The organism is Pseudomonas sp. FP2338 (assembly GCF_030687515.1).
In the GTDB taxonomy this organism is placed as follows: Bacteria; Pseudomonadota; Gammaproteobacteria; order Pseudomonadales; family Pseudomonadaceae; genus Aquipseudomonas; species Aquipseudomonas salomonii.
Genome location: NZ_CP117436.1, coordinates 952,204 through 975,984 on the forward strand (window position 1 = coordinate 952,204; position 23,781 = coordinate 975,984).

General features: G+C 60.8%; 18 protein-coding genes and 1 pseudogene. 11 read left to right on the forward strand and 8 right to left on the reverse strand.

Going from position 1 to position 23,781, the window contains the following annotated elements; genetic code table 11:
- Positions 1-3: 3 nt before the first annotated feature.
- From ptsP to PSH96_RS04185, 4 genes are all read left to right on the forward strand, one after another.
- Positions 4-2,862: a phosphoenolpyruvate--protein phosphotransferase gene (gene ptsP, locus PSH96_RS04170; RefSeq protein ID WP_305457706.1), complete on the forward strand. Its 2,859-nt coding sequence runs from the start codon at positions 4-6 to the stop codon at positions 2,860-2,862.
- Positions 2,863-3,804 (forward strand): 1-phosphofructokinase, encoded by a 942-nt coding sequence (gene pfkB / locus PSH96_RS04175; RefSeq protein ID WP_305457708.1) that lies wholly within the window; start codon positions 2,863-2,865, stop codon positions 3,802-3,804.
- Between the two features lie 11 nt (positions 3,805-3,815).
- The gene (locus PSH96_RS04180) at positions 3,816-5,534 is read left to right on the forward strand and encodes a PTS fructose-like transporter subunit IIB (RefSeq protein ID WP_305457710.1); all 1,719 of its coding nucleotides are present in this window, start codon (positions 3,816-3,818) and stop codon (positions 5,532-5,534) included.
- Between the two features lie 191 nt (positions 5,535-5,725).
- Positions 5,726-7,267 carry an alkaline phosphatase gene (locus PSH96_RS04185; protein WP_305457712.1) on the forward strand — a complete coding sequence of 514 codons (1,542 nt, stop codon included), beginning with the start codon at positions 5,726-5,728 and terminating at the stop codon, positions 7,265-7,267.
- Positions 7,268-7,398: 131 nt separating this feature from the next.
- Here PSH96_RS04185 and PSH96_RS04190 read toward each other — a convergent pair whose 3' ends face one another.
- Together PSH96_RS04190 and PSH96_RS04195 are read right to left on the reverse strand one after the other, a co-directional pair.
- A complete protein-coding gene (locus PSH96_RS04190; protein ID WP_305457714.1) occupies positions 7,399-9,924 on the reverse strand; it encodes a sulfite reductase flavoprotein subunit alpha in 2,526 nt (841 codons plus the stop codon).
- A gap of 136 nt (positions 9,925-10,060) precedes the next feature.
- Positions 10,061-12,346, reverse strand: coding sequence for a TonB-dependent siderophore receptor (locus PSH96_RS04195; RefSeq protein ID WP_305457716.1), 2,286 nt, complete (start codon positions 12,344-12,346; stop codon positions 10,061-10,063).
- Between the two features lie 206 nt (positions 12,347-12,552).
- On the opposite strand from PSH96_RS04195, the gene PSH96_RS04200 reads away from it, so the two are divergent.
- The 4 genes and pseudogenes from PSH96_RS04200 to PSH96_RS04215 all read left to right on the forward strand — a co-directional run bounded on the left by PSH96_RS04200 (position 12,553) and on the right by PSH96_RS04215 (position 14,627).
- Positions 12,553-13,233, forward strand: a complete 681-nt coding sequence (locus PSH96_RS04200; RefSeq protein WP_305457718.1) for a Fe2+-dependent dioxygenase — start codon at positions 12,553-12,555, stop codon at positions 13,231-13,233.
- 2 nt (positions 13,234-13,235) lie between these two features.
- Entirely contained in the window at positions 13,236-14,021 is a 786-nt protein-coding gene (locus PSH96_RS04205) for a tetratricopeptide repeat protein (protein WP_305457720.1), read from the forward strand.
- A gap of 65 nt (positions 14,022-14,086) precedes the next feature.
- Positions 14,087-14,353, forward strand: a complete 267-nt coding sequence (locus PSH96_RS04210; RefSeq protein WP_219266822.1) for a CopG family ribbon-helix-helix protein — start codon at positions 14,087-14,089, stop codon at positions 14,351-14,353.
- Positions 14,353-14,627, forward strand: a pseudogene (locus PSH96_RS04215) (type II toxin-antitoxin system RelE/ParE family toxin). Before PSH96_RS04210 ends, PSH96_RS04215 begins: the two are co-directional and overlap by 1 nt.
- 60 nt (positions 14,628-14,687) lie before the next feature.
- On the opposite strand, the gene PSH96_RS04220 reads toward PSH96_RS04215, so the two are convergent.
- The 5 genes from PSH96_RS04220 to PSH96_RS04240 form a co-directional block, all read right to left on the reverse strand.
- Positions 14,688-15,851 (reverse strand): type III PLP-dependent enzyme, encoded by a 1,164-nt coding sequence (locus PSH96_RS04220; protein ID WP_017138295.1) that lies wholly within the window; start codon positions 15,849-15,851, stop codon positions 14,688-14,690.
- A 448-nt stretch (positions 15,852-16,299) separates the two neighbouring features.
- On the reverse strand, positions 16,300-17,457 hold the full coding sequence (locus PSH96_RS04225) for a betaine/proline/choline family ABC transporter ATP-binding protein (protein ID WP_053131666.1): 1,158 nt from the start codon (positions 17,455-17,457) through the stop codon (positions 16,300-16,302).
- Complete coding sequence (locus PSH96_RS04230) at positions 17,454-18,107, reverse strand: ABC transporter permease (protein ID WP_027604864.1); 654 nt, start codon at positions 18,105-18,107, stop codon at positions 17,454-17,456. Before PSH96_RS04230 ends, PSH96_RS04225 begins: the two co-directional genes overlap by 4 nt.
- Positions 18,108-18,118: 11 nt before the next feature.
- Positions 18,119-19,015, reverse strand: a complete 897-nt coding sequence (locus tag PSH96_RS04235; RefSeq protein WP_305457722.1) for a glycine betaine ABC transporter substrate-binding protein — start codon at positions 19,013-19,015, stop codon at positions 18,119-18,121.
- Between the two features lie 20 nt (positions 19,016-19,035).
- Positions 19,036-19,752, reverse strand: coding sequence for an ABC transporter permease (locus PSH96_RS04240; RefSeq protein WP_017138291.1), 717 nt, complete (start codon positions 19,750-19,752; stop codon positions 19,036-19,038).
- A 332-nt stretch (positions 19,753-20,084) separates the two neighbouring features.
- Between PSH96_RS04240 and PSH96_RS04245 the strand changes: the two genes are divergently transcribed.
- The 3 genes from PSH96_RS04245 (at position 20,085) to PSH96_RS04255 (ending at position 22,530) form a co-directional block, all read left to right on the forward strand.
- Positions 20,085-21,668, forward strand: a complete 1,584-nt coding sequence (locus PSH96_RS04245) for a peptide chain release factor 3 (protein ID WP_305457723.1) — start codon at positions 20,085-20,087, stop codon at positions 21,666-21,668.
- A gap of 258 nt (positions 21,669-21,926) precedes the next feature.
- Entirely contained in the window at positions 21,927-22,172 is a 246-nt protein-coding gene (locus tag PSH96_RS04250; protein ID WP_065911606.1) for a hypothetical protein, read from the forward strand.
- A 97-nt stretch (positions 22,173-22,269) separates the two neighbouring features.
- Positions 22,270-22,530 carry a hypothetical protein gene (locus PSH96_RS04255; RefSeq protein ID WP_138816864.1) on the forward strand — a complete coding sequence of 87 codons (261 nt, stop codon included), beginning with the start codon at positions 22,270-22,272 and terminating at the stop codon, positions 22,528-22,530.
- A 60-nt stretch (positions 22,531-22,590) separates the two neighbouring features.
- Here the strand turns inward: PSH96_RS04255 and PSH96_RS04260 are convergent, their stop codons facing one another.
- Positions 22,591-23,727, reverse strand: coding sequence for a hypothetical protein (locus tag PSH96_RS04260; protein ID WP_305457726.1), 1,137 nt, complete (start codon positions 23,725-23,727; stop codon positions 22,591-22,593).
- Positions 23,728-23,781 lie beyond the last annotated feature (54 nt).

The window sequence follows — 23,781 nt, forward strand, 5'->3', positions numbered from 1 at the left end:
GGCATGCTTGAGCTCACTGTAGAGCAGATTTCCATGGGCCAGGTGGCTGTGGATAAATCTGCTGTCTTGCACCTGCTCGCGGACAAACTGGTGGCCGACGGCCTGGTCGCCGAGGGTTATCTGAGCGGCTTGCAAGCCCGTGAAGCCCAAGGCTCGACCTTTCTCGGCCAGGGTATCGCCATCCCCCACGGTACGCCGCAAACCCGCGACCAAGTGTTTTCCACGGGCGTGCGCCTTCTGCAATTCCCCGAAGGGGTGGATTGGGGCGACGGCCAGATCGTCTACCTGGCGATTGGCATCGCGGCCAAATCCGATGAACACCTGCGCCTGCTGCAACTGCTCACCCGCGCCCTCGGTGAAACCGACCTGGGCCAGGCGCTGCGGCGTGCCGGCTCGGCCGAAGCCTTGCTGAAACTGCTGCAAGGCGCACCGCAGGAACTGGCGCTGGACGCGCAGATGATCAGCCTGGGCGTGTCGGCCGACGATTTTGAAGAGCTGGTCTGGCGCGGCGCACGCCTGTTGCGTCAGGCCGACTGTGTGAGTAATGGTTTCGCCGCCGTCTTGCAGCAAGTCGATGCGCTGCCGTTGGGCGATGGCCTGTGGTGGCTGCACAGTGAGCAGACGGTGAAACGCCCTGGCCTTGCGTTCGTGACGCCGGACAAACCGATGCGTTACCTCGGCCAACCCCTCAATGGCCTGTTCTGCCTGGCCAGCCTTGGGGAAGCCCATCAGACATTGCTCGAACGCCTGTGTGCCTTGTTGATTGAAGGGCGCGGCCAGGAATTAGGCCGTGCTACCAGCAGCCGTGCAGTGCTTGAAGTGCTTGGCGGCGAGTTGCCACCGGACTGGCCGAGTGCGCGCATCACCCTGGCCAATGCCCATGGTTTGCATGCACGGCCGGCGAAGATCCTCGCGCAGTTGGCGAAAAGTTTTGACGGCGATATCCGCGTGCGCATCGTCGACGGCCCGGTGGGCGCGGTGTCGGTAAAAAGCCTGAGCAAGTTGCTGAGCCTCGGCGCCCGTCGCGGCCAGGTGCTGGAGTTTGTCGCCGAACCTGCGATTGCCGGTGATGCATTGCCCGCGCTGTTGGCAGCGGTGGAGCAAGGGCTTGGCGAAGAAGTCGAGCCGCTGCCGACCGTCAGTGCACAGCCAGCGCCTCTTGATATTGAACCCGCGATCAGCGCGCCCGTGTCCGGCAGCCAGGTCCAGGCTATCGCCGCCGCGCCTGGCATTGCCATTGGCCCGGCGCATATCCAGACCCAACAGGTTTTCGATTACCCGCTGCGTGGCGAGTCTGCAGCCATTGAGCGCCAGCGCCTGCACGCCGCGCTCACCGATGTGCGCGCTGATATCCAAGGCTTGATCGAGCGCAGCCAATCCAAGGCGATCCGCGAGATTTTCATCACCCACCAGGAGATGCTCGACGACCCGGAGCTGACCGACGAAGTCGACACGCGCCTCAAGCAAGGCGAGAGCGCGCAAGCGGCCTGGATGAGCGTGATCGAAGCCGCCGCCAAGCAGCAAGAGTCGTTGCAGGATGCCTTGCTCGCCGAGCGCGCCGCCGACCTGCGTGATATTGGCCGCCGGGTGCTGGCGCAATTGTGCGGCCTTGAAACCGCCCAGGAGCCGAGTGAACCTTACATCCTGGTGATGGATGAAGTCGGCCCCTCTGACGTTGCGCGCCTGGACCCAACCCGCGTCGCCGGCATCCTCACCGCCCGTGGCGGCGCCACGGCCCACAGTGCGATTGTTGCGCGTGCCTTGGGCATCCCCGCGTTGGTAGGCGCCGGCGCGGCGGTGTTGTTGCTGGCCGCTGGCACACAGCTATTGCTCGACGGCCAGCGCGGTCGATTGCATGTCGACCCCGACGCGGCCACGCTGCAACGCGCCACGGTCGAACGCGATACCCGCGAACAGCGCCTGCAAGCGGCCTCGGCCCAGCGTCACGAACCGGCCATGACCCGCGACGGCCATGCCGTGGAAGTGTTCGCCAATATCGGTGAAAGCGCCGGCGTTGCGGCGGCGGTGGAGCAGGGCGCCGAAGGCATCGGGCTGTTGCGCACCGAACTGATTTTTATGGCCCACCCGCAAGCACCGGATGAAGCCACCCAGGAAGCCGAATACCGCCGTGTGCTCGACGGCCTTGGCGGTCGCCCGCTGGTGGTGCGCACCCTGGATGTGGGCGGCGACAAACCGCTGCCGTATTGGCCGATTGCCGAGGAAGAAAACCCCTTCCTCGGTGTGCGCGGCATTCGCCTGACCTTGCAGCGCCCGCAGATTATGGAGGCGCAATTGCGTGCGCTGTTGCGCTCGGCGGACAACCGCCCGCTGCGCATCATGTTTCCCATGGTCGGCAGCGTCGATGAATGGCGTGCCGCCCGCGATATGACCGAGCGCCTGCGCCTGGAAATCCCGGTGGCCGACCTGCAACTGGGCATCATGATCGAAGTACCGTCCGCCGCCTTGCTCGCGCCGGTACTCGCCAAGGAAGTCGACTTTTTCAGCGTCGGCACCAACGACCTCACCCAGTACACCCTGGCCATCGACCGTGGCCACCCAACCCTGTCGGCCCAGGCCGATGGCCTGCACCCGGCCGTGTTGCAACTGATCGACATCACCGTGCGCGCCGCCCATGCCCATGGCAAATGGGTGGGGGTGTGCGGCGAACTGGCGGCGGACCCGCTGGCGGTGCCGGTGCTGGTCGGCCTGGGTGTGGATGAGTTGAGTGTGTCGGCCCGCAGCATTCCCGAAGTGAAGGCGCGGGTGCGTGAATTCAGTCTGAGCGAGGCCCAGGGCCTGGCGCAAAAAGCGCTTGTGGTGGGCTCGCCCGCCGAAGTACGAGCCCTAGTGGAGGCCGTGTAAATGGCGAAGATTCTGACCCTGACGCTGAACCCGGCGTTGGACCTTACCGTACGTCTGGCACACCTGGAACCGGGTGCCGTCAACCGCAGCGAAACCCTGCTGACCCATGCTGCCGGCAAGGGCGTGAATGTCGCCCAAGTGCTGGCGGACCTCGGGCATGACGTGAGCGTGGGCGGTTTTCTCGGCTCTTCGAACCCTGAGGCTTTCGAGGCACTGATCGCCAGCCGCGGGTTCGGCGACGCGTTCATCCGCGTGCCGGGCGAAACCCGTAGCAACATCAAGATTGCCGAGCAGGATGGTCGGGTCACCGACATCAATGCGCCGGGGCCGTTGGTGAGTGAGCAGGCGCAAAAACAACTGCTCAAAATGGTCGCGATCATCGGCCCTGAATTCGATGCGGTGGTGGTCGCCGGCAGTTTGCCGCGTGGCGTCAGCGCACAGTGGTTTCAGGAACTGATACACGCGTTGAAAGACCTTGGTTTGAAAGTCGCCCTCGATACCAGCGGCGAAGCCTTGCGCGCAGGCATCAAGGCCGGCCCGTGGTTGATCAAACCCAACACCGAAGAACTCGCCGAAGCCCTCGATTGCGCCACCGACGCCATCGCACAACAGGCCCAGGCCGCCGAGCGTTTGCATGCTCAAGGCGTGGAGCATGTGGTGGTCTCCCACGGCGCCGACGGTGTGAACTGGTTCAGCCCAGGCACCGCGCTGCAGGCCACGCCGCCCAAGGTCAGCGTCGCCAGCACCGTGGGTGCAGGCGATTCGTTGCTGGCCGGGATGCTGCACGGTTTGCTCAGCTGTGATCTGCCGGAAGTCACCTTGCGCCGGGCCACGGCGATTGCCGCCATGGCGGTCACCCAGATCGGTTTTGGCATCAGCGATGACGCGCAGTTGGCGCGCCTCGAAAGCGGCGTCCGTGTGCGCACGCTGACAGAACAATAAGAGGGTTTGTGATGAAGTTAGCCATTGTTACCGCCTGCCCGAACGGCATGGTCACCAGTGTGCTGTGCGCCCGCTTGTTGGACGCCGCCGCGCAGCGCCAGGGCTGGAGCACCAGCACCGAAGTCGTGGATGTGCAGCGCCCTGAGCGCCAGTTGTCCCAAGCCACAATCGATGCGGCCGAGTGGGTGTTGCTGGTCAGCAGCACACCGGTGGATATGCAGCGGTTTGTCGGCAAGCGTGTATTCCAGAGCACCCCGGCCCAGGCACTGGCGGATGTCGACGCGGTGCTGCGCCGTGGCGCCGAAGAGGCCCAGGAGTACGTCGCCAGCCAAGCCCCGGTGGCAGCGAAGAATGCCCCGCGTATCGTCGCGATCACCGCCTGCCCGACCGGCGTGGCCCACACCTTCATGGCCGCCGAAGCCTTGCAGCAAACGGCCAAGCGGTTGGGTTATGACTTGCAGGTCGAGACCCAGGGTTCGGTGGGCGCACGCACGCCGTTGAGCGCGCAGGCCATCGCCGATGCCGATGTGGTGTTGCTGGCGGCGGATATCGAAGTCGCCACCGAGCGTTTCGCCGGCAAGAAAATTTACCGCTGCGGCACCGGCATCGCCCTCAAGCAGTCCGAGGCCACGCTCAACAAGGCGCTGGCCGAAGGCGCGGTAGAAAACGCCGGCAGCGGTGCGGTCGCCAAAAAAGAAAAAACCGGCGTGTACAAACACCTGCTCACCGGCGTGTCGTTCATGTTGCCGATGGTGGTGGCGGGCGGCCTGTTGATCGCTTTGTCGTTTGTGTTCGGCATCCATGCTTTTGAAGAAAAAGGCACCTTGGCCGCCGCCCTCAAAACCGTCGGCGACCAGGCCTTTATGCTGATGGTGCCGTTGCTGGCGGGCTATATCGCTTATTCGATTGCCGACCGTCCGGGCCTCGCGCCGGGCATGATCGGCGGTTTACTGGCGGGCACCTTGGGCGCCGGGTTTATCGGCGGCATCCTTGCCGGTTTTCTTGCGGGTTACTGCGTCAAACTGATCACCCGCGCGGTGCAGTTGCCGCAAAGCCTGGAGGCGCTCAAGCCGATCCTGATTATCCCGCTGCTGGCGAGCCTGTTCACGGGCCTGGCGATGATTTACCTGGTCGGCCCGCCGGTGGCGCGGTTGCTCACGGGGCTGACGGATTTTCTCAGCACCATGGGCACCACCAATGCGGTGTTGCTGGGCATTTTGTTGGGCGGCATGATGTGTGTGGATTTGGGCGGGCCGATCAACAAGGCAGCGTATGCGTTTTCGGTCGGCCTGCTGGCTGCGTCCAGCGGTGCGCCGATGGCGGCGACCATGGCCGCTGGCATGGTGCCGCCGATTGGCATGGGCATCGCCACCTTCCTGGCGCGGCGCAAGTTCGCCCAGACCGAACGCGAGGCGGGCAAGGCCGCGATGATCCTGGGCCTGTGCTTTATCTCTGAAGGCGCGATTCCATTTGCCGCCAAAGACCCGCTGCGGGTGATCCCGGCCAGCATCGCCGGTGGCGCCTTGACCGGCGCGCTGTCGATGTATTTCGGCTGCAAACTCGCCGCGCCCCATGGCGGTTTGTTTGTGTTGGTGATTCCGAATGCGATGAACCATGCGCTCCTGTATTTGCTGGCGATTGTGGCGGGCAGCTTGGTGACCGGGCTGGTGTATGCGCTGATCAAACGCCCGGAGGCGGCGGAGATGGCGGTCAGCTCAGCCAAGGCCTGACGCTGTTCAAAATGTGGGAGCTGGCTTGCCTGCGATAGCGGTACATCAGTCACTGAAAGGGTGACTGACAGTAAGCCATCGCAGGCAAGCCAGCTCCCACCTTTGATCTCCTGTGTTCTTACGGTCGGTGTCACATCCGCTTCATGCTCCCGTGTTTAAGTTGCCCTTTTGATACTCAAGAGGGCACCTGCATGAGCCACTTCGATCTCGGCCGTCGCCGTGTGATGCAAGCCGTTGGCGCCGGGCTGTTGCTGCCGGGGCTGGCGCCGGCGGTGATCGCCTCGGTCAAAGACCGCCCGCAACTCACCGATGGCGTGCAGTCCGGCGACTTGCTGGGCGACCGCGCGATGATCTGGAGCCGCAGCGACCGCCCGGCGAAGATGGTGGTGGAGTGGGACACCCGCAGCGTGTTCAGCAACCCGCGCAAATTCATTTCGCCGCTGGCCGACAGCCGCACCGACTTTACCGCCCGCGTCGAACTCACCGGGCTGCCGGTCGATCAGGCGATTTTCTACCGTGTGCACTTTGAAGATGCCCAGACCGGCGTCGCCAGCGAGCCGTGGTTCGGCCACTTGCGCAGCGTGCCGCAGCAGCGTCGAGATATCCGTTTTGTGTGGAGCGGCGACACTGTCGGCCAAGGTTTTGGTATCAACCCGGACATCGGCGGCATGCGCATTTATGAAGCCATGCGCCTGCGCCTGCCGGACTTTTTTATCCACAGCGGCGACACCATCTACGCCGACGGTCCGGTGCCGGCGCAGCTGACCGTTGAAGACGGGCGCATCTGGCGCAACATCACCACCGAAGCCAAAAGCAAAGTCGCCGAAACCCTCGACGAATATCGCGGCAATTACCGCTACAACCTGCTGGATGAAAACGTGCGCCGCTTCAATGCTGAAGTGCCGCAGATCTGGCAGTGGGACGACCACGAAGTGATCAACAACTGGTCGCCGAGCAAGGTGCTCGATGAGCGTTACCAGACCAGGGACATCAACACCTTGGTCGGCCGCGCACGCCAGGCCTGGCTGGAATATTCGCCGATGCGCCGCCAGAGCGCCGATGGTGGTGGGCGCATCTATCGCAAGCTCAGCTACGGGCCGTTGCTGGATGTGTTTGTGCTGGACATGCGCAGCTATCGCGGGCCTAACGACGACAACCTGGGCGGCGAAAAACCTTTTATGGGCCGTGAGCAACTGGACTGGCTCAAGCGCGAACTCAAGGCTTCCCAGGCGCAGTGGAAAGTCATCGCCGCCGACATGCCTATCGGCCTCGGCGTGCCTGACGGTGAAGTCAGCCCCGGCGTGCCACGTTGGGAAGCCATCGCCAACGGCGACCCAGGCCCGGCCCAGGGTCGTGAGTTGGAGATTGCCGAACTGTTAGGCTTCTTGCGCGCGCAGCAGGTGCGCAACCATGTGTGGCTGACGGCGGATGTGCATTACTGCGCGGCGCATCATTACCACCCGGACCGTGCGGCGTTTCAGGATTTCGAGCCGTTCTGGGAGTTTGTGGCGGGGCCGCTGAATGCGGGGAGCTTCGGGCCTAATCAGTTGGACAAAACCTTCGGGCCGCAGGTGGTGTTCCAGAAGGCACCGCCTGCGCAGAACACCTCGCCGTTTGCCGGTTTTCAGTTTTTTGGTGAGGTGCAGATTGATGGGCAGACGGCGGAGTTGACCGTGATCCTGCGCGACTTGGATGGGGTCTCGGTGTTCGAGCAAAAGCTGCAGCCAGTCTGACCTGCAATACACTTAAAACGGTGGGAGCTGGCTTGCCTGCGATGGCATCACCCTGGTGTCACTGATACACCGAGGTGCCTGCATCGCAGGCAAGCCAGCTCCCACATTTGCTCCTCGGTGTTTATGAGGGCTTAGTACACATCCCGACGATAGCGGCCTTGCTCAATCAAGCGCTCCACCGCTTCGCTGCCCAGCACCTCGTGCAGCACCTGATCCACACCCGTGGCCATGCCCTGCAAGCTGCCGCATACATAAATCGCGGCGCCTTCGGCCAGCCATCTACGCAATACGTCTGCCGATTCGCGAAGGCGGTGCTGTACGTAGATTTTCTCTGCCTGGTCGCGGGAAAACGCCAGGTCCAGCAGGGCCAGGTCACCGCTGGCCAGCCAGCCTTGCAGCTCGTCCTGGCACAGGTAGTCGTGGGCAATATTGCGTTCGCCGAACAGCAGCCAGTTGCGCTGTTGGCCACCGGCAATACGCGCTTTAAGCAAGCTGCGCAGGCCGGCCAGGCCGGTGCCGTTGCCCAGCAGGATCAGCGGCACCGGCGCTTCGGGCAAGTGGAAGCCACTGTTGCGGCGCAGGCGCAGGCTGATGCCGGAGCCGATGGCGGCGTATTCGGTCAGCCAGCCAGAGCCCAGGCCCAGGCTGCCGTCGGGGTGGCGTTCCTGGCGTACGATCAGCTCCAGCACGCCATCGCTGGCGATCGAGGCGATGGAGTATTCGCGCATGCCCAAGGGCACCAGTGCGTTGACCAGCGCTTGTGCGTGCAGGCCGACCAGGTGCGCGCGGTTGTCCGGCAGTTGGCGGGTGGCCAAAGCCTGGTTGAGGGTTTGCGCCAGGCCGTCGATCAACACACCATCGCTGCCGACCAGGCCCAGGCCGGCGAGGAAATGCTCGATGGCCCACGGGCAATTGCGCGGCAGCACTTCCACCAGGTCACCGGCCAGCCAGCTTTGCGGCGCAGGCGGTGTGAGGCCCAGCAGGTAGATGTCTGAGCCTACGCTGTCACGGTTGAGCAGGGTGCGATGGCTAAGGCTCCAGTTTTCAAACTGAGGCGCCTGCCAGGCCGCTGCCGGTGCGTGGCCGGTGAGTTGGCCCAGTTGCTGTTGCCATATCAGCAGTGCTTCGCTGTCGCCGCTGTCGACTTCCACCGGCGCGAACAACGGCGTGCCACCTTGGTGGGTCAGCCAGAAATGCAGGCGCCGGGCAAAGCCGCAGAAGTGTTCATATTGGCGATCACCCAGGGCCAGCACCGAGTAGTTCAGGCCTTTGAGCGACAAGTCCTGGCCCAGTACGTTGCGCTCAAACCCCCGGGCGCTGTCGGGCGCTTCGCCATCGCCGAAGGTGCTGACCACGAACAGCGCGTGCTGCGATTGGCTCAAGTCGTCCTGACTGACGCTGCCCAGCGGCTGCACCTTCACCGGCAAACCGGCGGCCTGCAATTGCCCGGCGGTTTGCCAGGCCAACTGTTCGGCGAAACCGCTCTGGCTGGCAAAGCCGATCAGCCAGGCCGGCGCGTCGCTGTGGTTGGCGCCGAGGCCTTTACGGGCGTCGCGCACCTGGCGTTTTTTGCGGCGACGATCCAGGTACAGCAACCAGCCGGTAATAAAGAACAACGGCATCATCAGCGAGCTGAGGGTGAGGATAATCCGCCCGGTCCAACCGAAATAGCTGCCGGTGTGCAGTGCGTAGATGCTGGTGAGCAATTGGGACTTGAGCGTCTTGCTGGCGTATTGGTCGTGGGATTTGACCTCGCCGGTGGCCGGGTCCAGGTTGATCTGGTTCAGCGCGCGGTCGTGGGGCGATGAGTTGAGCAGGTAATACACGATGGCCGGCTGCCCGGCGACGGCCGGCATGCGAATGTTGTAGGCACTCAAGCCGGGGCCGGCGTTGGCGTAGATGCTGCTCCATAGGGCGTCATAGTTGGCCACCAGTGCCGGGCCTTCGGGCGGCGGGCCACGTTTGCGCAGGCGCTCGTTTTGCGGCGCGTCGGACAGCAGTTTGTTCAGGCCCTGGCTGTACCAGTCGTAGGACCAGTACAGGCCGGTGAGCGCCGAGAACAGGTAGAACAGCAGGCACCAGGTGCCGAATACCGAGTGCAGGTCCCAATTGAAACTGCGGCCTTTTTTGCGCCAGTCCAGCGTCAGCCAGGCGCGCCAGTTTGCCACCTGGCGCGGCCAGCGCAGGTACAGGCCCGAGAGGCAGAAGAACACCAGGAGCAGGGTGCAGGCGCCGGTGATGTTACGCCCGGTTTCGCCCATGGCCAGGAAGCGGTGCAGCTGCAAGATAAAGCCGAGCACATCCTGGCCGAAGGCGTCGCCCATGTAGTCGCCGGTGTAGGGGTCGAAGTAGCGCATCTGGCCACGCCGTTCGCCCGGCGGGGCGGTGAAGAACACGCGCGCAGCGTTGCCGCTGTCGCTTTCCACCCACAGCATCGACACGGTCTTGCCTTCGGTGGCCTCAAGTTTGCGCACCAGTTCGGCAGGCGGCAGCACACCGGCTTCGCGTTTTTCGACCTTCAAGACTGTGGGGTTCAGCGCCCGCAGGATTTCATCCTGAAACGAGACGGCAGCCCCGGTCATCCCCATCAACGCCAGCACCAGCCCGGCAGTGATGCCGAAGAACCAGTGCAATTGGAACAGGGTTTTTTTCAACACGTCGGACCGCCTCGCTCATCTGGATGTCGTTGCCACGGCGCGCATTATGCCGTGGGCTAACGAGAAATATTCTGTTTTACACGCAAAAGCCCCACGCATCCGATGCGTGGGGCTTCTGGCTGAACGTTGACCGGGTTTAGAAGTGGAAACTGGTGGTCAACAGCGCCGTACGCCCGGCGGCCTGGTTGGCGAAGTGCGCCGCATAGGCCTTGTCGTAGTAGGTCTTGTCGGTCAGGTTCTGCACGTTCAATTGCAGGTCGACGTTCTTGGTCAGCTTGTAGCTGGCCATCGCGTCGTAGCGGGTGTACGCCGGTACGTAGACGGTGTTGGCCGGGTCGCCGTACACCTGATCGACGTAGAACGCGCCGCCGCCGATGGTCAGTTTTGGCGTGATGTCGTAAGTGGTCCACAGGCTGAAGGTGTTTTTCGGCGTGTTAGGCATTTGGTTGCCTTTGTTGGAGCCGGCAGACACTACGTTTTGACGGTTGCCGATTTTGCCTGGGTCGACCAGTTCGCTTTTCAGGTAGCTGTAGCCGGCAAACACCTGCCATTGGTCGGTGAGCTTGCCGCTGGCCGACAGTTCCAGGCCATCGACGCGGGATTCGCCGCCGTTTTCGAAGGTGTTGGAGTCCACCAGGATTCGCGTGTTTTTCTTCTCGGTACGGAACACTGCTGCCGTCAACGACAGGCGGTTGTGGAACAGGTCCCACTTGGTGCCCAGCTCATAGTTAACGGTTTCTTCGGGTTTCAGGTCGCTGGTGTTGATGCCGGTGACGAAACCATTGGTTTCTTGCCCTTCACCCACCAGGCCGCCGACCGGCTGCGCCGAGGTGGCGTAGGAGGTGTAGATGCTGCCGTTTTCCAGCGGCTTCCAGACCAGACCCGCCTGCCAGTTGAAGAATTGGCTGTCGTCCTTGAGCTTGCTGCGGCCAGCAGCGGCGTTGGTGTTGGCTTCTGTATCAAACGTGTCGTAACGCACGCCGACGTTCAGCAGCCATTTGGGGTCCAGCTCGATGGTGTCGAACACATAGGCGGCGCGGCTGGTGGCCTTGGTGTTGGTGCCCATGTAGTTGCGGGCTACGCTGCCGGTCCAGGCGTCATCCGGTGTCGGGTTGCTCAACGAGGTGCACTGGCCGCCCAGGCTGCCTTTGGCCACGGTGCAGGTCGGGTTGCTGTTCGGGCTGACGGTGTAGCCGCTGACGCGGGTTTCTTCACCGGTGAATTCCAGGCCGGTGGAGTACGAGTGCTTCATGCCCGCCAGTTGGAAGTTGCCGAACAGATCGGTCTGGTTGGTGGTGGTGTCGGTGGTCGACACGCGGGAGTTGGCGCGGCGCCACACGGTGCCGAAACGGCTGACGTTGCGCTGGCTGTCATCCGGCTGAGTGAGTACGTAATCCTGGCCGGTGCTGCCATGGCGCAGGGTGTTTTTCAGCGTCATGTTGTCGTTCAGGTCGTGCTCGATGGAGAACGTGCTGATGTCGGCGCGGGTCTTACGGAAATCGCGGTCTTTCAAACCGTAGAAGTTGTTGCTGTCGCCGCCGTCGGTGGGTTTGTCATGCCCGTGGGCAGTGGCGGTCGGCGAGCTGTAGCCATACGGAATGCCCGAGTCCGGGAGGTCGTTGCTTTCCATGTGGTAGTAGCTGAAGTTGACGCGGGTCGGTGTGCCCAGGCCGAAGGTCAGCGACGGTGCCACGCCCCAGCGGTCGTAGTTGATGGTGTCGCGGCCGGCCACATTCTGTTCGTGGCTCATCAGGTTCAAACGGAACGCGGCGTTGTCGAGGAACTGACGGTTCACGTCAAGCACGTAGCGGCGGGTCTGGTCGGAGCCGTAGGTAAAGCCGCCGTTGGTGAAGTCACGCGCTTGTGGCGTCTTGCTCACCAGGTTGATGCTGCCACCGGCCGAGCCACGACCGCCGAACGAGGAGTTGGGGCCTTTGCTGACTTCGATCGATTCGATGTCGAAGATCTCGCGGCTCTGGCCACCGGTGTCGCGCACGCCATCCAGATAGGTGTCGCCCTGGGCGTCAAAACCACGGATGAACGGGCGATCGCCCTGGGGGTTGCCGCCTTCACCAGCACCAAAGGTGATGCCCGGTACGGTGCGCAAGGCATCCTGCAGCGAGGTGGCGGCGGTGTCTTTGAGCACTTGCTGCGGCACCACGGTGACCGAGCGCGGGGTGTCCACCAGCGGCGCGGTGTACTTTTGCGACGAGGCTTTTTCGACCTGATAGGAGGTGTTGTCCTGTTCCTGGCCGGTAATGCTGGTGGCGCCGAGGGAGATGCTGTTGCGCTCGCCTTTTGGTTCGGTGCTTTCGGCCGCTTGCGCCAGATGGGCGGCAGAGCTGGCACTGAGTGCAACGCCGATGGCCGAAGCCAGCATGCGCGGTGAACTGGCAGGTGTTTTTAGCGTAGTGCGCGACATAACAAGTCCTTTCCCCAAGGAGGTGAGGCCGCGGAATATAGGGTCAACAAGACTTTCTATCAATTGCGATACATTACTATTCGCACTGAATTTACATTCTTTACACTTTTGCCTTACGGTTTTTACCCACTCATTCGTCCACCGCGTTTTACAGAGCAGATAAGAATCAATACCATTAGCGCCTCTCTGTTTTCAGGTATTGCCTCATGTTGCTGCATATTCCCGGCCTGTTCTCTCGCGAGGAGGTGCTGCGCATTCGCCAAGCCCTGGAAAACACTGAGTGGGCCGACGGTAAAATCACCGCCGGGCACCAATCCGCCAAGGCCAAGCACAACCTGCAGTTGCCCGAAGGCCACCCGCTGGCCAAGGAAATCGGCGCGGCGATGCTCGAGCGTTTGTGGAACAACCCGTTGTTTATGTCGGCGGCATTACCGCACAAAGTCTTCCCGCCGTTGCTCAACTGCTACACGGCCGGTGGCAGTTTTGACTTCCATATCGACAACGCCGTGCGCCAGGCGCGCGGCAGTCATGAGCGGGTGCGCACGGATTTGTCGTCCACGCTGTTCTTCAGCGACCCGCAGGAATACGACGGCGGCGAGCTGGAGATTCAGGACACCTTCGGCCTGCAACGGGTAAAACTGCCGGCGGGCGATATGGTCTTGTACCCCGGTTCCAGCCTGCACAAAGTCAACGCCGTGACCCGTGGCGCGCGCTACGCCTCGTTCTTCTGGACCCAAAGCCTGGTGCGCGAAGACAGCCAGCGCACGTTGCTGTTCGAAATGGACGGCGCTATCCAGCAATTGACCCGTGACGTCCCCGACCACCCGGCGCTGATCCAGCTCACCGGCACCTACCACAACCTGCTGCGCCGCTGGGTTGAGGTGTAGGCATGGGTTTTTTATTGCGCCGCGAAGAAGTGCTCAACGTCGAGCAACTGCAAAGCATGCTCGACGACTCCCCGGTGCGCGCCGCCCAGGCGATTTTGATGGCGGCCAAGGAAGGCGTGGTCGACGCTCAAGCGTTGCTCGGGCAAATCCTGCTGGAAGGGCGCGGCATTGCACGCGATGAAGCGTTGGCACTGCGCTGGTTCCAGATCGCGGCCCATGCCGGGCATACGATGGCGCGCAATATGGTCGGGCGTTGCCTGGAGCATGGCTGGGGTTGCGCCGTCGATGAAGCAGCGGCGGCGCGCAATTATTGTCTGGCGGCAGACGCTGGGCTGGATTGGGGCCAGTACAACTACGCGAATCTGCTGGCCACCGGCCGAGGTGTTGTTGAAGACCGGCCGCAAGCGCTGGCGTTTTACCGGCTGGCGGCAGAACAGGGCCATGCCAAGTCGATGAACCTGCTGGGGCGGTATCTGGAAGACGGGCAGTATTGCCCTCAGGATCTGGACGCGGCCGTGGCGTGGTATCGCCGTTCAGCCGAAGGCGGGGATTTTCGTGGGCAGTTCAGTTATGCGGCGGTGTTGGCCGACAGAGGACAGGTCGATGAGGCGTTGGGTTGGTTGCGCAAGGCGCTGGCTGGAGGGAATCTCAAGTTTTTGCGCACGGCGCACAAGGCGCTGTTAAATGCAGCGCAGCCGCAAATCAAGTCTTTGGCTAAGGATTTCGCGCTGCGAGTGGCTCAATTAAACGATGAGCGGCATGGGTTAGCAGTTGCTGCCCCACTCTAAATCACTATGAATGAAGCTGATTCAGATTTAATCATATGTTTCGCACTGCTGCGAAGAGAGGATTTATGGGCGCCGACACTAAAGTACTGACCGCTCACGTCCCCACGGCCTTGGCGCAAAAAGTCGATCAGATGGCGGCACGGATGGATCGTTCGCGTGGTTGGATCGTTAAGCAAGCGCTCGCTGATTGGGTCGATATGGAGGAAGAACGCAGTCGGCTGACACGAGAGGCCATGGCCGATGTCGATGCCGGTCGGGTAATTGACCAGCAAGCGGTTCAAGCCTGGGCGGATAGTTTAAGCACTGATACGCCGCTGCCGGTACCTCGCTGATGGAGTTGAAGTGGACCAGTAAGGCCTTACAGATCTGGCTCGACTTTTCGACTTCCTGGCCGTTGTAAACCGCATGGCGGCGGCGCGCACAGTGCAGTCACTTTCCCAAGCACCTTTGAGCTTGTTGAGTAACCCGCGCATAGGCGAACGAGTTGAAGAATTTGAACCGCGGGACGTAAGACGACTGTTGGTGGGTCATTACGAAATGCGCTACGAAATTCAAGAATCAACACTCTATATTTTGCGCTTATGGCACGTGTGCGAAGATCGTTGAAATGTAGACACCCATAAAAAAACCCATGACATGTCATGGGTTTTTTTGTGTGCAGCGTTCTTACACGTAGTAAGACTTCAGCGGCGGAAAGCCGTTGAATTCCACCGCGCTGTAGCTGGTGGTGTACGCACCGGTCGACAACCAGTACAAACGATCACCAATCGCCAGGTTCAGCGGCAGGCCGTACTTGTAGTTTTCGTACATGATATCGGCGCTGTCGCAGGTCGGGCCGGCGATGACCACTTCTTCCATCTCGCCTTTCTTCTCGGTCCAGATCGGGAACTTGATGGCTTCGTCCATGGTTTCGATCAGGCCGGAGAACTTGCCCACATCCGTGTACACCCAACGCTCGACGGCGGTGCGCGATTTACGTGCAACCAGTACCACTTCACTGACCAGGATACCGGCGTTGGCGATCAACGAACGGCCTGGCTCCAGGATGATTTCCGGCAGGTCGTCGCCGAAATCTTCCTTGAGGAAGCGGATGATTTCTTCGGCGTAGGTTTCCAGGCTGTTGGTGCGGGTGATGTAGTTGGCCGGGAAGCCACCGCCCATATTGATCAGCTTGAGATGAATGCCGTCTTCTTCCTTCAGGCGTTCGAAGATCACTTTGACCTTGGCGATGGCCGCGTCCCACACGCTGATGTCGCGCTGTTGCGAGCCGACGTGGAAGGAGATGCCGTAAGGCACCAGGCCCAGGTCACGGGCGAGGATCAGCAGGTCCATGGCCATGTCGGTCTGGCAGCCGAATTTGCGCGACAACGGCCAGTCGGCCGTGGTCGAGCCTTCGGTGAGGATACGCACATACACTTTCGAACCCGGCGCGGCCTTGGCGATGTTGCGCAGGTCGGCTTCGGAGTCGGTGGAGAACAGACGCACGCCTTTATCAAAGAAGTAGCGGATGTCCTTGGATTTCTTGATGGTGTTGCCGTAGCTGATACGGTCCGGGCTGACGCCACGGTCCATCACTTTATCCAGCTCGTAGATAGACGCGATGTCGAAGCTCGAACCCTTGTCTTTCAACAGGTCGATGATCTCGACGGCCGGGTTGGCCTTGACCGCGTAATAGACTTTGGCGAATTCGAAACCGGCGCGCAGGTCATCGTAGGCCTGGCTGATCATCGCGGTGTCGATCACCACGAACGGGGTTTCTTGCTTGTCGGCGAACGCCTTCATTTTGTCAAACGTGGCGCGCGCGAAATAATCTTCGACGTTGATCGACATGCTGGGAGACTCCTAAGGGCAAACTAAATTGATCAATGGGTGCAAATGAACGTCCTCCGTATCCCCACTTTGGTTCGCCTACTTCCCAAGGCATGTCGCCGAAAGCAAAAAGGCCATGGGATCAACCGCTTCCCTTGGCCTTGCTGTCTCGTCGTCAGTACTTGAGCCGGATGGATCGTTTCCAGCATGGACGTTCGGCGCGAACTTTAGGGCTTGACGGGCGTGGGATCAACTAAAAATGTCGCGTTTTTGCACGCGTTCGTCGCGCGGCCGCGTGCAGCTACTTATGTAACCGACCGGTGTGACGGATTGATGTTCCCCGGATGGGGCAAATCAGGAGGATTTGTGGTGCCTTCATCGCAGGCAAGCCAGCTCCCACAGTTGAATTGCATTCACCTGTTGGAATGCACTCCCCTGTGGGAGCTGGCTTGCCTGCGATAGCGGTCTATCAGGCCAGCGCAGTCTCAGCCGGCGAAACGATGCTGGTCTTGCCCCCACGCGACTTACCGGAACTCAGGTACTCGGCGATCGACTCCTGGGTCACTTCACCGAGGAACACCCGCTCAGCATCCATCACCGGCAACCACGAACGGTTGAACTCGTACATACGCGACAGCAGGATGCGCAAATGCTCGTCATACGCCGCCGTGGCGTTGAACTCGCGCAGGTACTGGCCGCACGTACCGGTCTGACGGTGCAGGTCGCGGCGTCGTACATACCCCAGTGCCTTGTTCTCGGCGCAGGTGACCACCACATAACGGCGGTCCGTCTCGTCCATCAACTCCAGCGCTTCGGCCACCGGGGTTTCCGGGCTTACCGACGGGGCGTTGTCCGCCGCGTCTTCGGCTTTCACCAGGAGCAGGCGCTTGAGGGTGCTGTCCTGGCCGACAAAGTTGCTCACGAACTCGTCAGCCGGGTGTGCCAGCAGCGTGTCCGGGTGGTCGATCTGCAGCAACTTGCCGGCGCGGAAGATCGCAATCTTGTCGCCCAGCTTGATGGCTTCGTCGATGTCGTGGCTGACCATGATCACGGTCTTGTTCAGCGCCCGTTGCATCTCGAAGAACTCGTTCTGGATCATTTCGCGGTTGATCGGGTCGACCGCGCCGAACGGTTCGTCCATCAGCAGCAACGGCGCATCCGCCGCCAGGGCGCGGATCACACCGATGCGCTGCTGCTGGCCGCCCGACAATTCGCGTGGGTAGCGATGCAGGTACTGCTTGGGTTCGAGCTTGATCATGCTCATCAATTCGCGGGCGCGGTCATGGCACTTCTGCTTGTCCCAGCCCAGCAGCTTGGGCACCACCACGATATTTTCTTCGATGGTCATGTTCGGGAACAGGCCGATCTGCTGGATCACATAGCCGATGTTGCGGCGCAGGGTCACTTCGTCGAGGTCGGTGGTGTCTTCGCCATTGATCAAAATCTTGCCCGAAGTGGGCTTGATCAAGCGGTTGATCATTTTCAACGTGGTGCTCTTGCCGCAGCCCGACGGGCCGAGGAATACGCAAATCTCGCCTTCGTTGACGGTCAGGCTTACGTCGTTCACGGCGGATACGGTTTTGCCGTTGCTTTGAAAAGTCTTGGTCAGGTTTTGAAGTTCGATCATTTGAGCAGTCCTTTTGGAGTCAGCGAGCGTTGCAGCCATTGCAGAAGCAGGTCGGCGAAGATGGCCAGGAGACTGACCAGTACGGCGCCAACGATCAGCATCGACATGTCGCTGCGGCTGATGGAAGCCAGAATAAGTACACCCAGGCCACCGGCGCCGATGGTGGCGGCGATGGTCATGACGCCAATGTTCATCACCACAGCGGTGCGCACACCGGCGAGGATCACCGGCACGGCGATCGGCAGTTCGACCATGCGCAGGCGCTGGCCGAAGGTCATGCCGATGCCTTTGGCGGCTTCGCGAATGCCCGGCTCAACGCCGGTCAGTGCCAGGTAGGTGTTACGCATGATCGGCAGCAGGGAGTAGAGGAACACCGCGGTAATCGCCGGCATCGGCCCCAGGCCCTGGCCGAACTTGGAGTAGAACGGCAGCAGCAGGCCGAACAGTGCGATGGACGGCACGGTCAGCAGCACCGTGGCGCTGGCTTGCAGTGGGCCGGCCAGGGTCGGGAAGCGCGTCATCAGCACGCCGAGGGGCACACCCACGACGATTGCCAGGATGACGGCAATGCCGACCAGGGTGATGTGCTGCCAGGTCAGGTGCAGTACCTGGGCCCAATCAAGATGGGAAAAGGCGTTTAAAAATTCCATGTCTTCTCCTCTTATTGGCTGATGGGATGCTGGCGCAGAAAATCTGCGGCCACGGCGGATGGGCTTTCATGGTCGACGTCGACCCGCGCGTTCAGCTGGCGCATGGTTTCGTCGTCGAACAACGCGGCCAGTGGTTTCAGGTCGGCGGCCAATTGCGGGTGGGCGTCGAGATAAACCTGACGCACCACCGGCGCGGCGGTGTAGTCCGGGAAGTAGTGCTTGTCGTCTTCCAGCAGCTTCAATTTGAAGGCATTCAGGCGACCGTCGGTGGTGTAGACCAAGCCCGCAAACACCTGGCCATTACGCAGCGCGGTGTAGACCAGGCCGGCGTCCATCTGCCGAGTGTTTTTGCGCGTGAGGTTCATGTCGTACAGCTTGACCATGCCGGCCAGGCCGTCGGAGCGGTTGGCGAACTCGGTGTCCAGGGCCACCAGGCGGTTTTCCTTGGTGTGTTGCGCCATGGCTTGGGTAAGGTCGCTGATGCTGTTGATCTCAGGATGTTCCTTGGCCACCTTTTCAGGCAGTGCCAGGGCGTAGGTATTGCTGAAGTGCGACGGAGAGAGCCAGACCAGGCCTTTTTTCGCGTCGAGTTCTTTCACCCGAGCGTAGGACTGTTCGCTGTCGAGCTTCTCGTCCACATGGTTGTAGGCCACCAGCGACACGCCGGTGTACTCCCAGATCAAATCCAGCTGCCCGCTTTCCTGGGCACTGCGCGCCAGGTTACTGCCCAGGCCGCCGGTCACGCGGGTGTCGTAACCCTTGGTGCGCAGGTATTGGGAAGTGATTTCGGCGAGCAGGGTCTGTTCGGTGAACACCCGGGCGCCGATGCGAATTACCGGTTTTTCGGCGGCTTGCGCAAACCCTGCAAACAGCAGGACGCAGCTCAATATCAAGGTCAGTTTTTTCATGTGATTTCCTTTGCCAAGCCTTAAGACGCACGCACTCCGCGTTCCAGCCAGAGGCGGCTGGCCATGGTCACCAGACCGTCGAGCAGCAATGCCAGCAACGCGGTGCACGCGGCGCCGAGCAGCAATTGCGGCTGATTGTTCAGGGCGATGCCGGGGAAAATCAGGCTGCCCAGGCTGTTGGCGCCAATCAGGAACGCCAGCGGTGCGGTGCCGACGTTGATCGCCAGGGCTACGCGCACGCCGCCGATGATGATCGGCACTGCGTTGGGCAACTCCACGCGAAACAGCACCTGGCGCGGTGTCATGCCGATGCCGGTGGCGGCTTCTTTGAGCGAGCCTTGAACGTTTTTGAGGCCTTCGTAGGTGTTGCGCACGATGGGCAGCAACGAGGCGAGGAACAACGCGAAGATGGCCGGGCCACTGCCGATGCCGAGGACGCCGAGGGCGATGGCCAGTACGGCCAGGGGAGGGACGGTGTTGCCGATGTTGAAGATCTGCATGAAACGTTCTGCGCGCCCGACCATGTTCGGTCGGCTGAGCAGGATACCGGCGGGGATGCCCACAACAAGGGCGGCCAGCATGGAGACTAGAACGAGGATCAGGTGTGCTTGCAGGTAAAACAACAAATCGTCGCGGTACAGTTCGATCGTGTTGATGCCGATCCAGTGGACCAGCAGGGCCAGGAGTGCGACGACAACCGCACCTCCTATCAGCCCTTTGCCATAGCGAATAGCCACAGGCGGACTCCTTTTTTTCTTTTGTCGGCGAACACATTTCCGAGCGGCAATGCCATTCCTGGCTGTCGGCAAATATGGTCGCGAAATGCAGCTCGCCGATACCGGCAACGCGGTATGCGATCGAGCCATGAGCGCAGCCTCGTCAGGCTAACTTGCTGATTTTTCAGCCCCTGTTCCGAGTGCGGTAGCAGGGGAGTGGACGTCTCTACCTTTTAAAAGGTTCCACACTTGGCACCATTTAGCCACCCCCAATCGGGTGAACGGTGGTCTGGCTCCCTGGGTTTGCGCTATACTCGCCGCCCTTTTTTGACTCACCTGCCAGGCGATTTCCCATGACCCACCAGGCCGCCGAAGTCGCGAAACGCCGCACTTTCGCCATTATTTCCCACCCCGATGCCGGTAAAACCACCATCACCGAGAAGCTGTTGCTGATGGGCAAGGCAATCGCTGTGGCCGGCACGGTGAAATCCCGCAAATCCGACCGCCATGCGACATCCGACTGGATGGAGATGGAGAAGCAACGGGGTATTTCCATTACCACGTCGGTCATGCAGTTCCCATATCGCGACCACATGGTCAACCTGCTCGACACCCCCGGCCACGAAGACTTCTCCGAAGACACCTACCGCACCCTGACCGCGGTGGACTCGGCCTTGATGGTCCTCGACGGCGGTAAAGGCGTTGAGCCACGTACCATCGCGCTGATGGACGTGTGCCGCCTGCGTGACACGCCCATCGTCAGCTTCATCAACAAACTCGACCGCGACATCCGCGACCCGATCGAGTTGCTGGATGAAGTTGAAGCAGTCCTGAAGATCAAGGCCGCGCCGATCACCTGGCCGATTGGTTGCTACCGCGACTTCAAGGGCGTGTACCACCTGGCTGATGACTACATCATTGTCTATACCGCCGGCCACGGTCACGAACGCACCGAAACCAAGATCATCGAGAAACTCGACTCGGACGAAGCCCGCGCCCACCTGGGGGACGAGTACGACCGCTTCGTCGACCAGCTGGAATTGGTGCAGGGCGCCTGCCACGAATTCAACCAGCAGGAATTCCTCGACGGCCAGCTGACGCCAGTGTTCTTCGGTACCGCCCTGGGCAACTTCGGTGTCGACCACGTGCTCGATGCCGTGGTGGATTGGGCGCCCAAGCCTCTGGCCCGGGTTGCCAACGAGCGCACCGTGGAGCCGGTTGAAGAGAAATTCACCGGCTTCGTGTTCAAGATCCAGGCGAACATGGACCCCAAACACCGCGACCGTATCGCCTTTATGCGTATCTGCTCGGGCAAATACGAAAAAGGCATGAAGATGCGCCACGTGCGCACCGGCAAGGACGTGCGCATCGGCGACGCCCTGACGTTCTTCTCTTCCGAGCGTGAGCAGCTGGAAGAGGCGTTTGCCGGCGACATCATCGGTTTGCACAACCACGGCACCATCCAGATTGGCGACACCTTCACCGAAGGCGAAGCCCTGGGCTTCACCGGTATTCCGCACTTCGCCCCGGAACTGTTCCGCCGCGTACGCCTGCGTGACCCGCTCAAGTCCAAGCAACTGCGCCAAGGCTTGCAGCAGCTGGCGGAAGAGGGCGCCACCCAGGTGTTCTTCCCCGAGCGCAGCAACGACATCATCCTCGGCGCCGTCGGTGTGCTGCAGTTCGATGTGGTCGCCAGCCGCTTGAAAGAGGAATACAAGGTCGAATGCTCCTACGAGCCAATCACCGTGTACTCCGCGCGCTGGATCGATTGCAGCGATAAGAAGAAGTTGGAAGAGTTCTCCAACAAAGCCGTGGAAAACCTGGCGATCGACGGTGGTGGTCACCTGACCTACCTGGCGCCGACTCGGGTCAACCTGGCGCTGATGGAAGAGCGTTGGCCGGATGTGAAATTCCGGGCGACGCGCGAGCACCACTAAGGTCCGCGCGGTACACCAAAGGGCGAAGCTGTCATGGCTTCGCCCTTTTTTGTGGGCGCGCTGCCGACCTGATGTGGGAGCTGGCTTGCCTGCGATGGCGGTCTATCAGTAAGCCTATCAATAGCGGACCCACCGCGATCGCAGGCAAGCCAGCTCCCACCGTTGATCTTCATCTGTCAGTGGCATTGGCGCGAAGCCCGCATCCGGACTAGCGTATTCAAATACTTCACCCATTCACCGACGGATCAGGAGACGACCTTGCGTATAACTCAGCGTGCCGTCCAGCTGATGCTGCTGGCGGCTTTGGGCCTGGCCGGCACCGCGGCGCTGGCGGATACCGGCACGCCACAGTGGAAAGACACTGGCCCGGTCACCAAGAAAAAGCAGAAGGAAGTTAACTCCGGCAGCTGGCAGCCCCAGGCTCAGCCGGCCCCCAAGGAAGATCAAGAAAACCCCTACAACGAAGGTGAGGACAGCGAAACCTACGATGACGGCGATACCTGAGGCCTTATTGGCATAAACCCGAGAACGGAACTAGCTTCATTCACAGCGCCGGTCGAACACTGGCGCACGTGTTTCACTGACTGGACGGAAATCGACCATGACTATCTTTCAACGTTTGGTGCTGTTGCTGAAAGTGTTGGTGATGTTATCGCTGGGCGCTTCATCGGCGTGGGCCAGTACGGCCGTGCAGAGCCAGGCCCCAGGCTATGTGGCGGCGAAGACGGCGCAGGTGGGTGGTTTGCAGTTGGCCAAGAGCGAGGCAGAGCCTGGTGATGAAGACCAGGGCGGTTCCAAGGATGATGATGACCAACAAGCGCCGCCAGATGATGATGACACCGAAGGCGATAGCGATACGTAAGGCATTCTGAAAAAGCCCTTCCCGCTGAACGGCGCGTCATTTGGCGGGGAGGGCTGCAGTTCAGCCGATGTCTTTGAAATAGTCGTTGTTGGGAATGTGTTCTGTTGCAAGCCCAGGTTCTGGGGCATAGCTGGCACTGCTTGCTGCCGTGAAGTTGATTTCTTTACTGCCCTTGGTAATGCTGCGCTCACCTGCTATTTGAGTCGGTGTGGTGTAAACCGTCCGACGCATCGTTACATAAGCGCTCTGGTCATTTTTCATCTTTGTGAGAAGGTCATTTATCGGGTCTGCGGTCAGGTTGAGTTTCTTTTCCAAACGAACACCCCAGCGTGTCAGGCATGTTTCTGCAAAGTGACGAACGATCTGACCGGGTTCTGCATAGACCTTCGCGCCTTGGTTTCCATCCGCAGCAGCATTGCCCACTAAGGTCGCGTGACGGCCTGGCAATGGGTAAATATGCACCTTGGTCGCTGTATCAAACTCAGGAACAACACACGCGAAGCCCAGTGATCGCTCATCCCTTGCGTAAAAGGCTACATACTCTTTGACGTTGCTGCCGAGCTTTACCCGGCTGTCCTGGAAGTTCAACAACCCCGGAACTGGGTCAACTGCAAAGATGTTGACGGGCACATTTTTTAATGCGCTGTCATTGCGCATGGCATTGGCCAGCATATGGCAACTGATCCCGCCACGGCTCCAACCGACCAGATTGACTTGGGTAGGAATGATGCCGTCTTTTCGAAAGGTCTTGATGATCTGCTCTTGCAACTGCTGTTGGGTCACTTTGCGCGTGCCGTAATCATACGTGCGCCAATACCAGCTGCCCGTGGCTTTGACTTCTTCAATGGGCACGCCCGCTTTCTGTAGTTGGTTGTAGTTCTCTTCGGTCAGTTTTATCCGCTGCCATGTGAAGGTGCCCTTCATGATGTTGAGGGCGTGAGTCACATTTTCCTCCCAGCCGGAACCCAAGGCCGTTCCCGTTAGCTGTAAATGGTTCGCCGACGCCGTGAACATTTCATCGGCTTGCAGGTTGCCGCTGCCGGGCCCGTCGATAACGATCCATTCGGCAAACTCTTTACTGAGGCTTGAAGTGTTTTGCGCGAGGGTGGAAATGAGTTCGCCGTTCCAGTAGTTGGCGTTGCTGTCATCGAATTTGGTTGAGCCGGTGCCACAGAAAAACACAGTAAAGGTTGTCATGAGCGCTAACCCGTCCATTGGATAAAGTGTGTAAGCCCATGAAAGTGTAAATAG

Coding starts and splice junctions, on each gene's coding strand:
- PSH96_RS04180 (WP_305457710.1), top strand. CDS start 3,816: ATGAAGTTAGCCATTGTTACCGCCTGCCCGAACGGCATGGTCACCAGT.
- PSH96_RS04225 (WP_053131666.1), bottom strand. CDS start 17,457: ATGATCGAACTTCAAAACCTGACCAAGACTTTTCAAAGCAACGGCAAA.
- PSH96_RS04185 (WP_305457712.1), top strand. CDS start 5,726: ATGAGCCACTTCGATCTCGGCCGTCGCCGTGTGATGCAAGCCGTTGGC.
- PSH96_RS04255 (WP_138816864.1), top strand. CDS start 22,270: ATGACTATCTTTCAACGTTTGGTGCTGTTGCTGAAAGTGTTGGTGATG.
- PSH96_RS04230 (WP_027604864.1), bottom strand. CDS start 18,107: ATGGAATTTTTAAACGCCTTTTCCCATCTTGATTGGGCCCAGGTACTG.
- pfkB (WP_305457708.1), top strand. CDS start 2,863: ATGGCGAAGATTCTGACCCTGACGCTGAACCCGGCGTTGGACCTTACC.
- PSH96_RS04205 (WP_305457720.1), top strand. CDS start 13,236: ATGGGTTTTTTATTGCGCCGCGAAGAAGTGCTCAACGTCGAGCAACTG.
- PSH96_RS04260 (WP_305457726.1), bottom strand. CDS start 23,727: ATGACAACCTTTACTGTGTTTTTCTGTGGCACCGGCTCAACCAAATTC.
- PSH96_RS04235 (WP_305457722.1), bottom strand. CDS start 19,015: ATGAAAAAACTGACCTTGATATTGAGCTGCGTCCTGCTGTTTGCAGGG.
- PSH96_RS04210 (WP_219266822.1), top strand. CDS start 14,087: ATGGGCGCCGACACTAAAGTACTGACCGCTCACGTCCCCACGGCCTTG.
- PSH96_RS04245 (WP_305457723.1), top strand. CDS start 20,085: ATGACCCACCAGGCCGCCGAAGTCGCGAAACGCCGCACTTTCGCCATT.
- PSH96_RS04195 (WP_305457716.1), bottom strand. CDS start 12,346: ATGTCGCGCACTACGCTAAAAACACCTGCCAGTTCACCGCGCATGCTG.
- PSH96_RS04220 (WP_017138295.1), bottom strand. CDS start 15,851: ATGTCGATCAACGTCGAAGATTATTTCGCGCGCGCCACGTTTGACAAA.
- ptsP (WP_305457706.1), top strand. CDS start 4: ATGCTTGAGCTCACTGTAGAGCAGATTTCCATGGGCCAGGTGGCTGTG.
- PSH96_RS04200 (WP_305457718.1), top strand. CDS start 12,553: ATGTTGCTGCATATTCCCGGCCTGTTCTCTCGCGAGGAGGTGCTGCGC.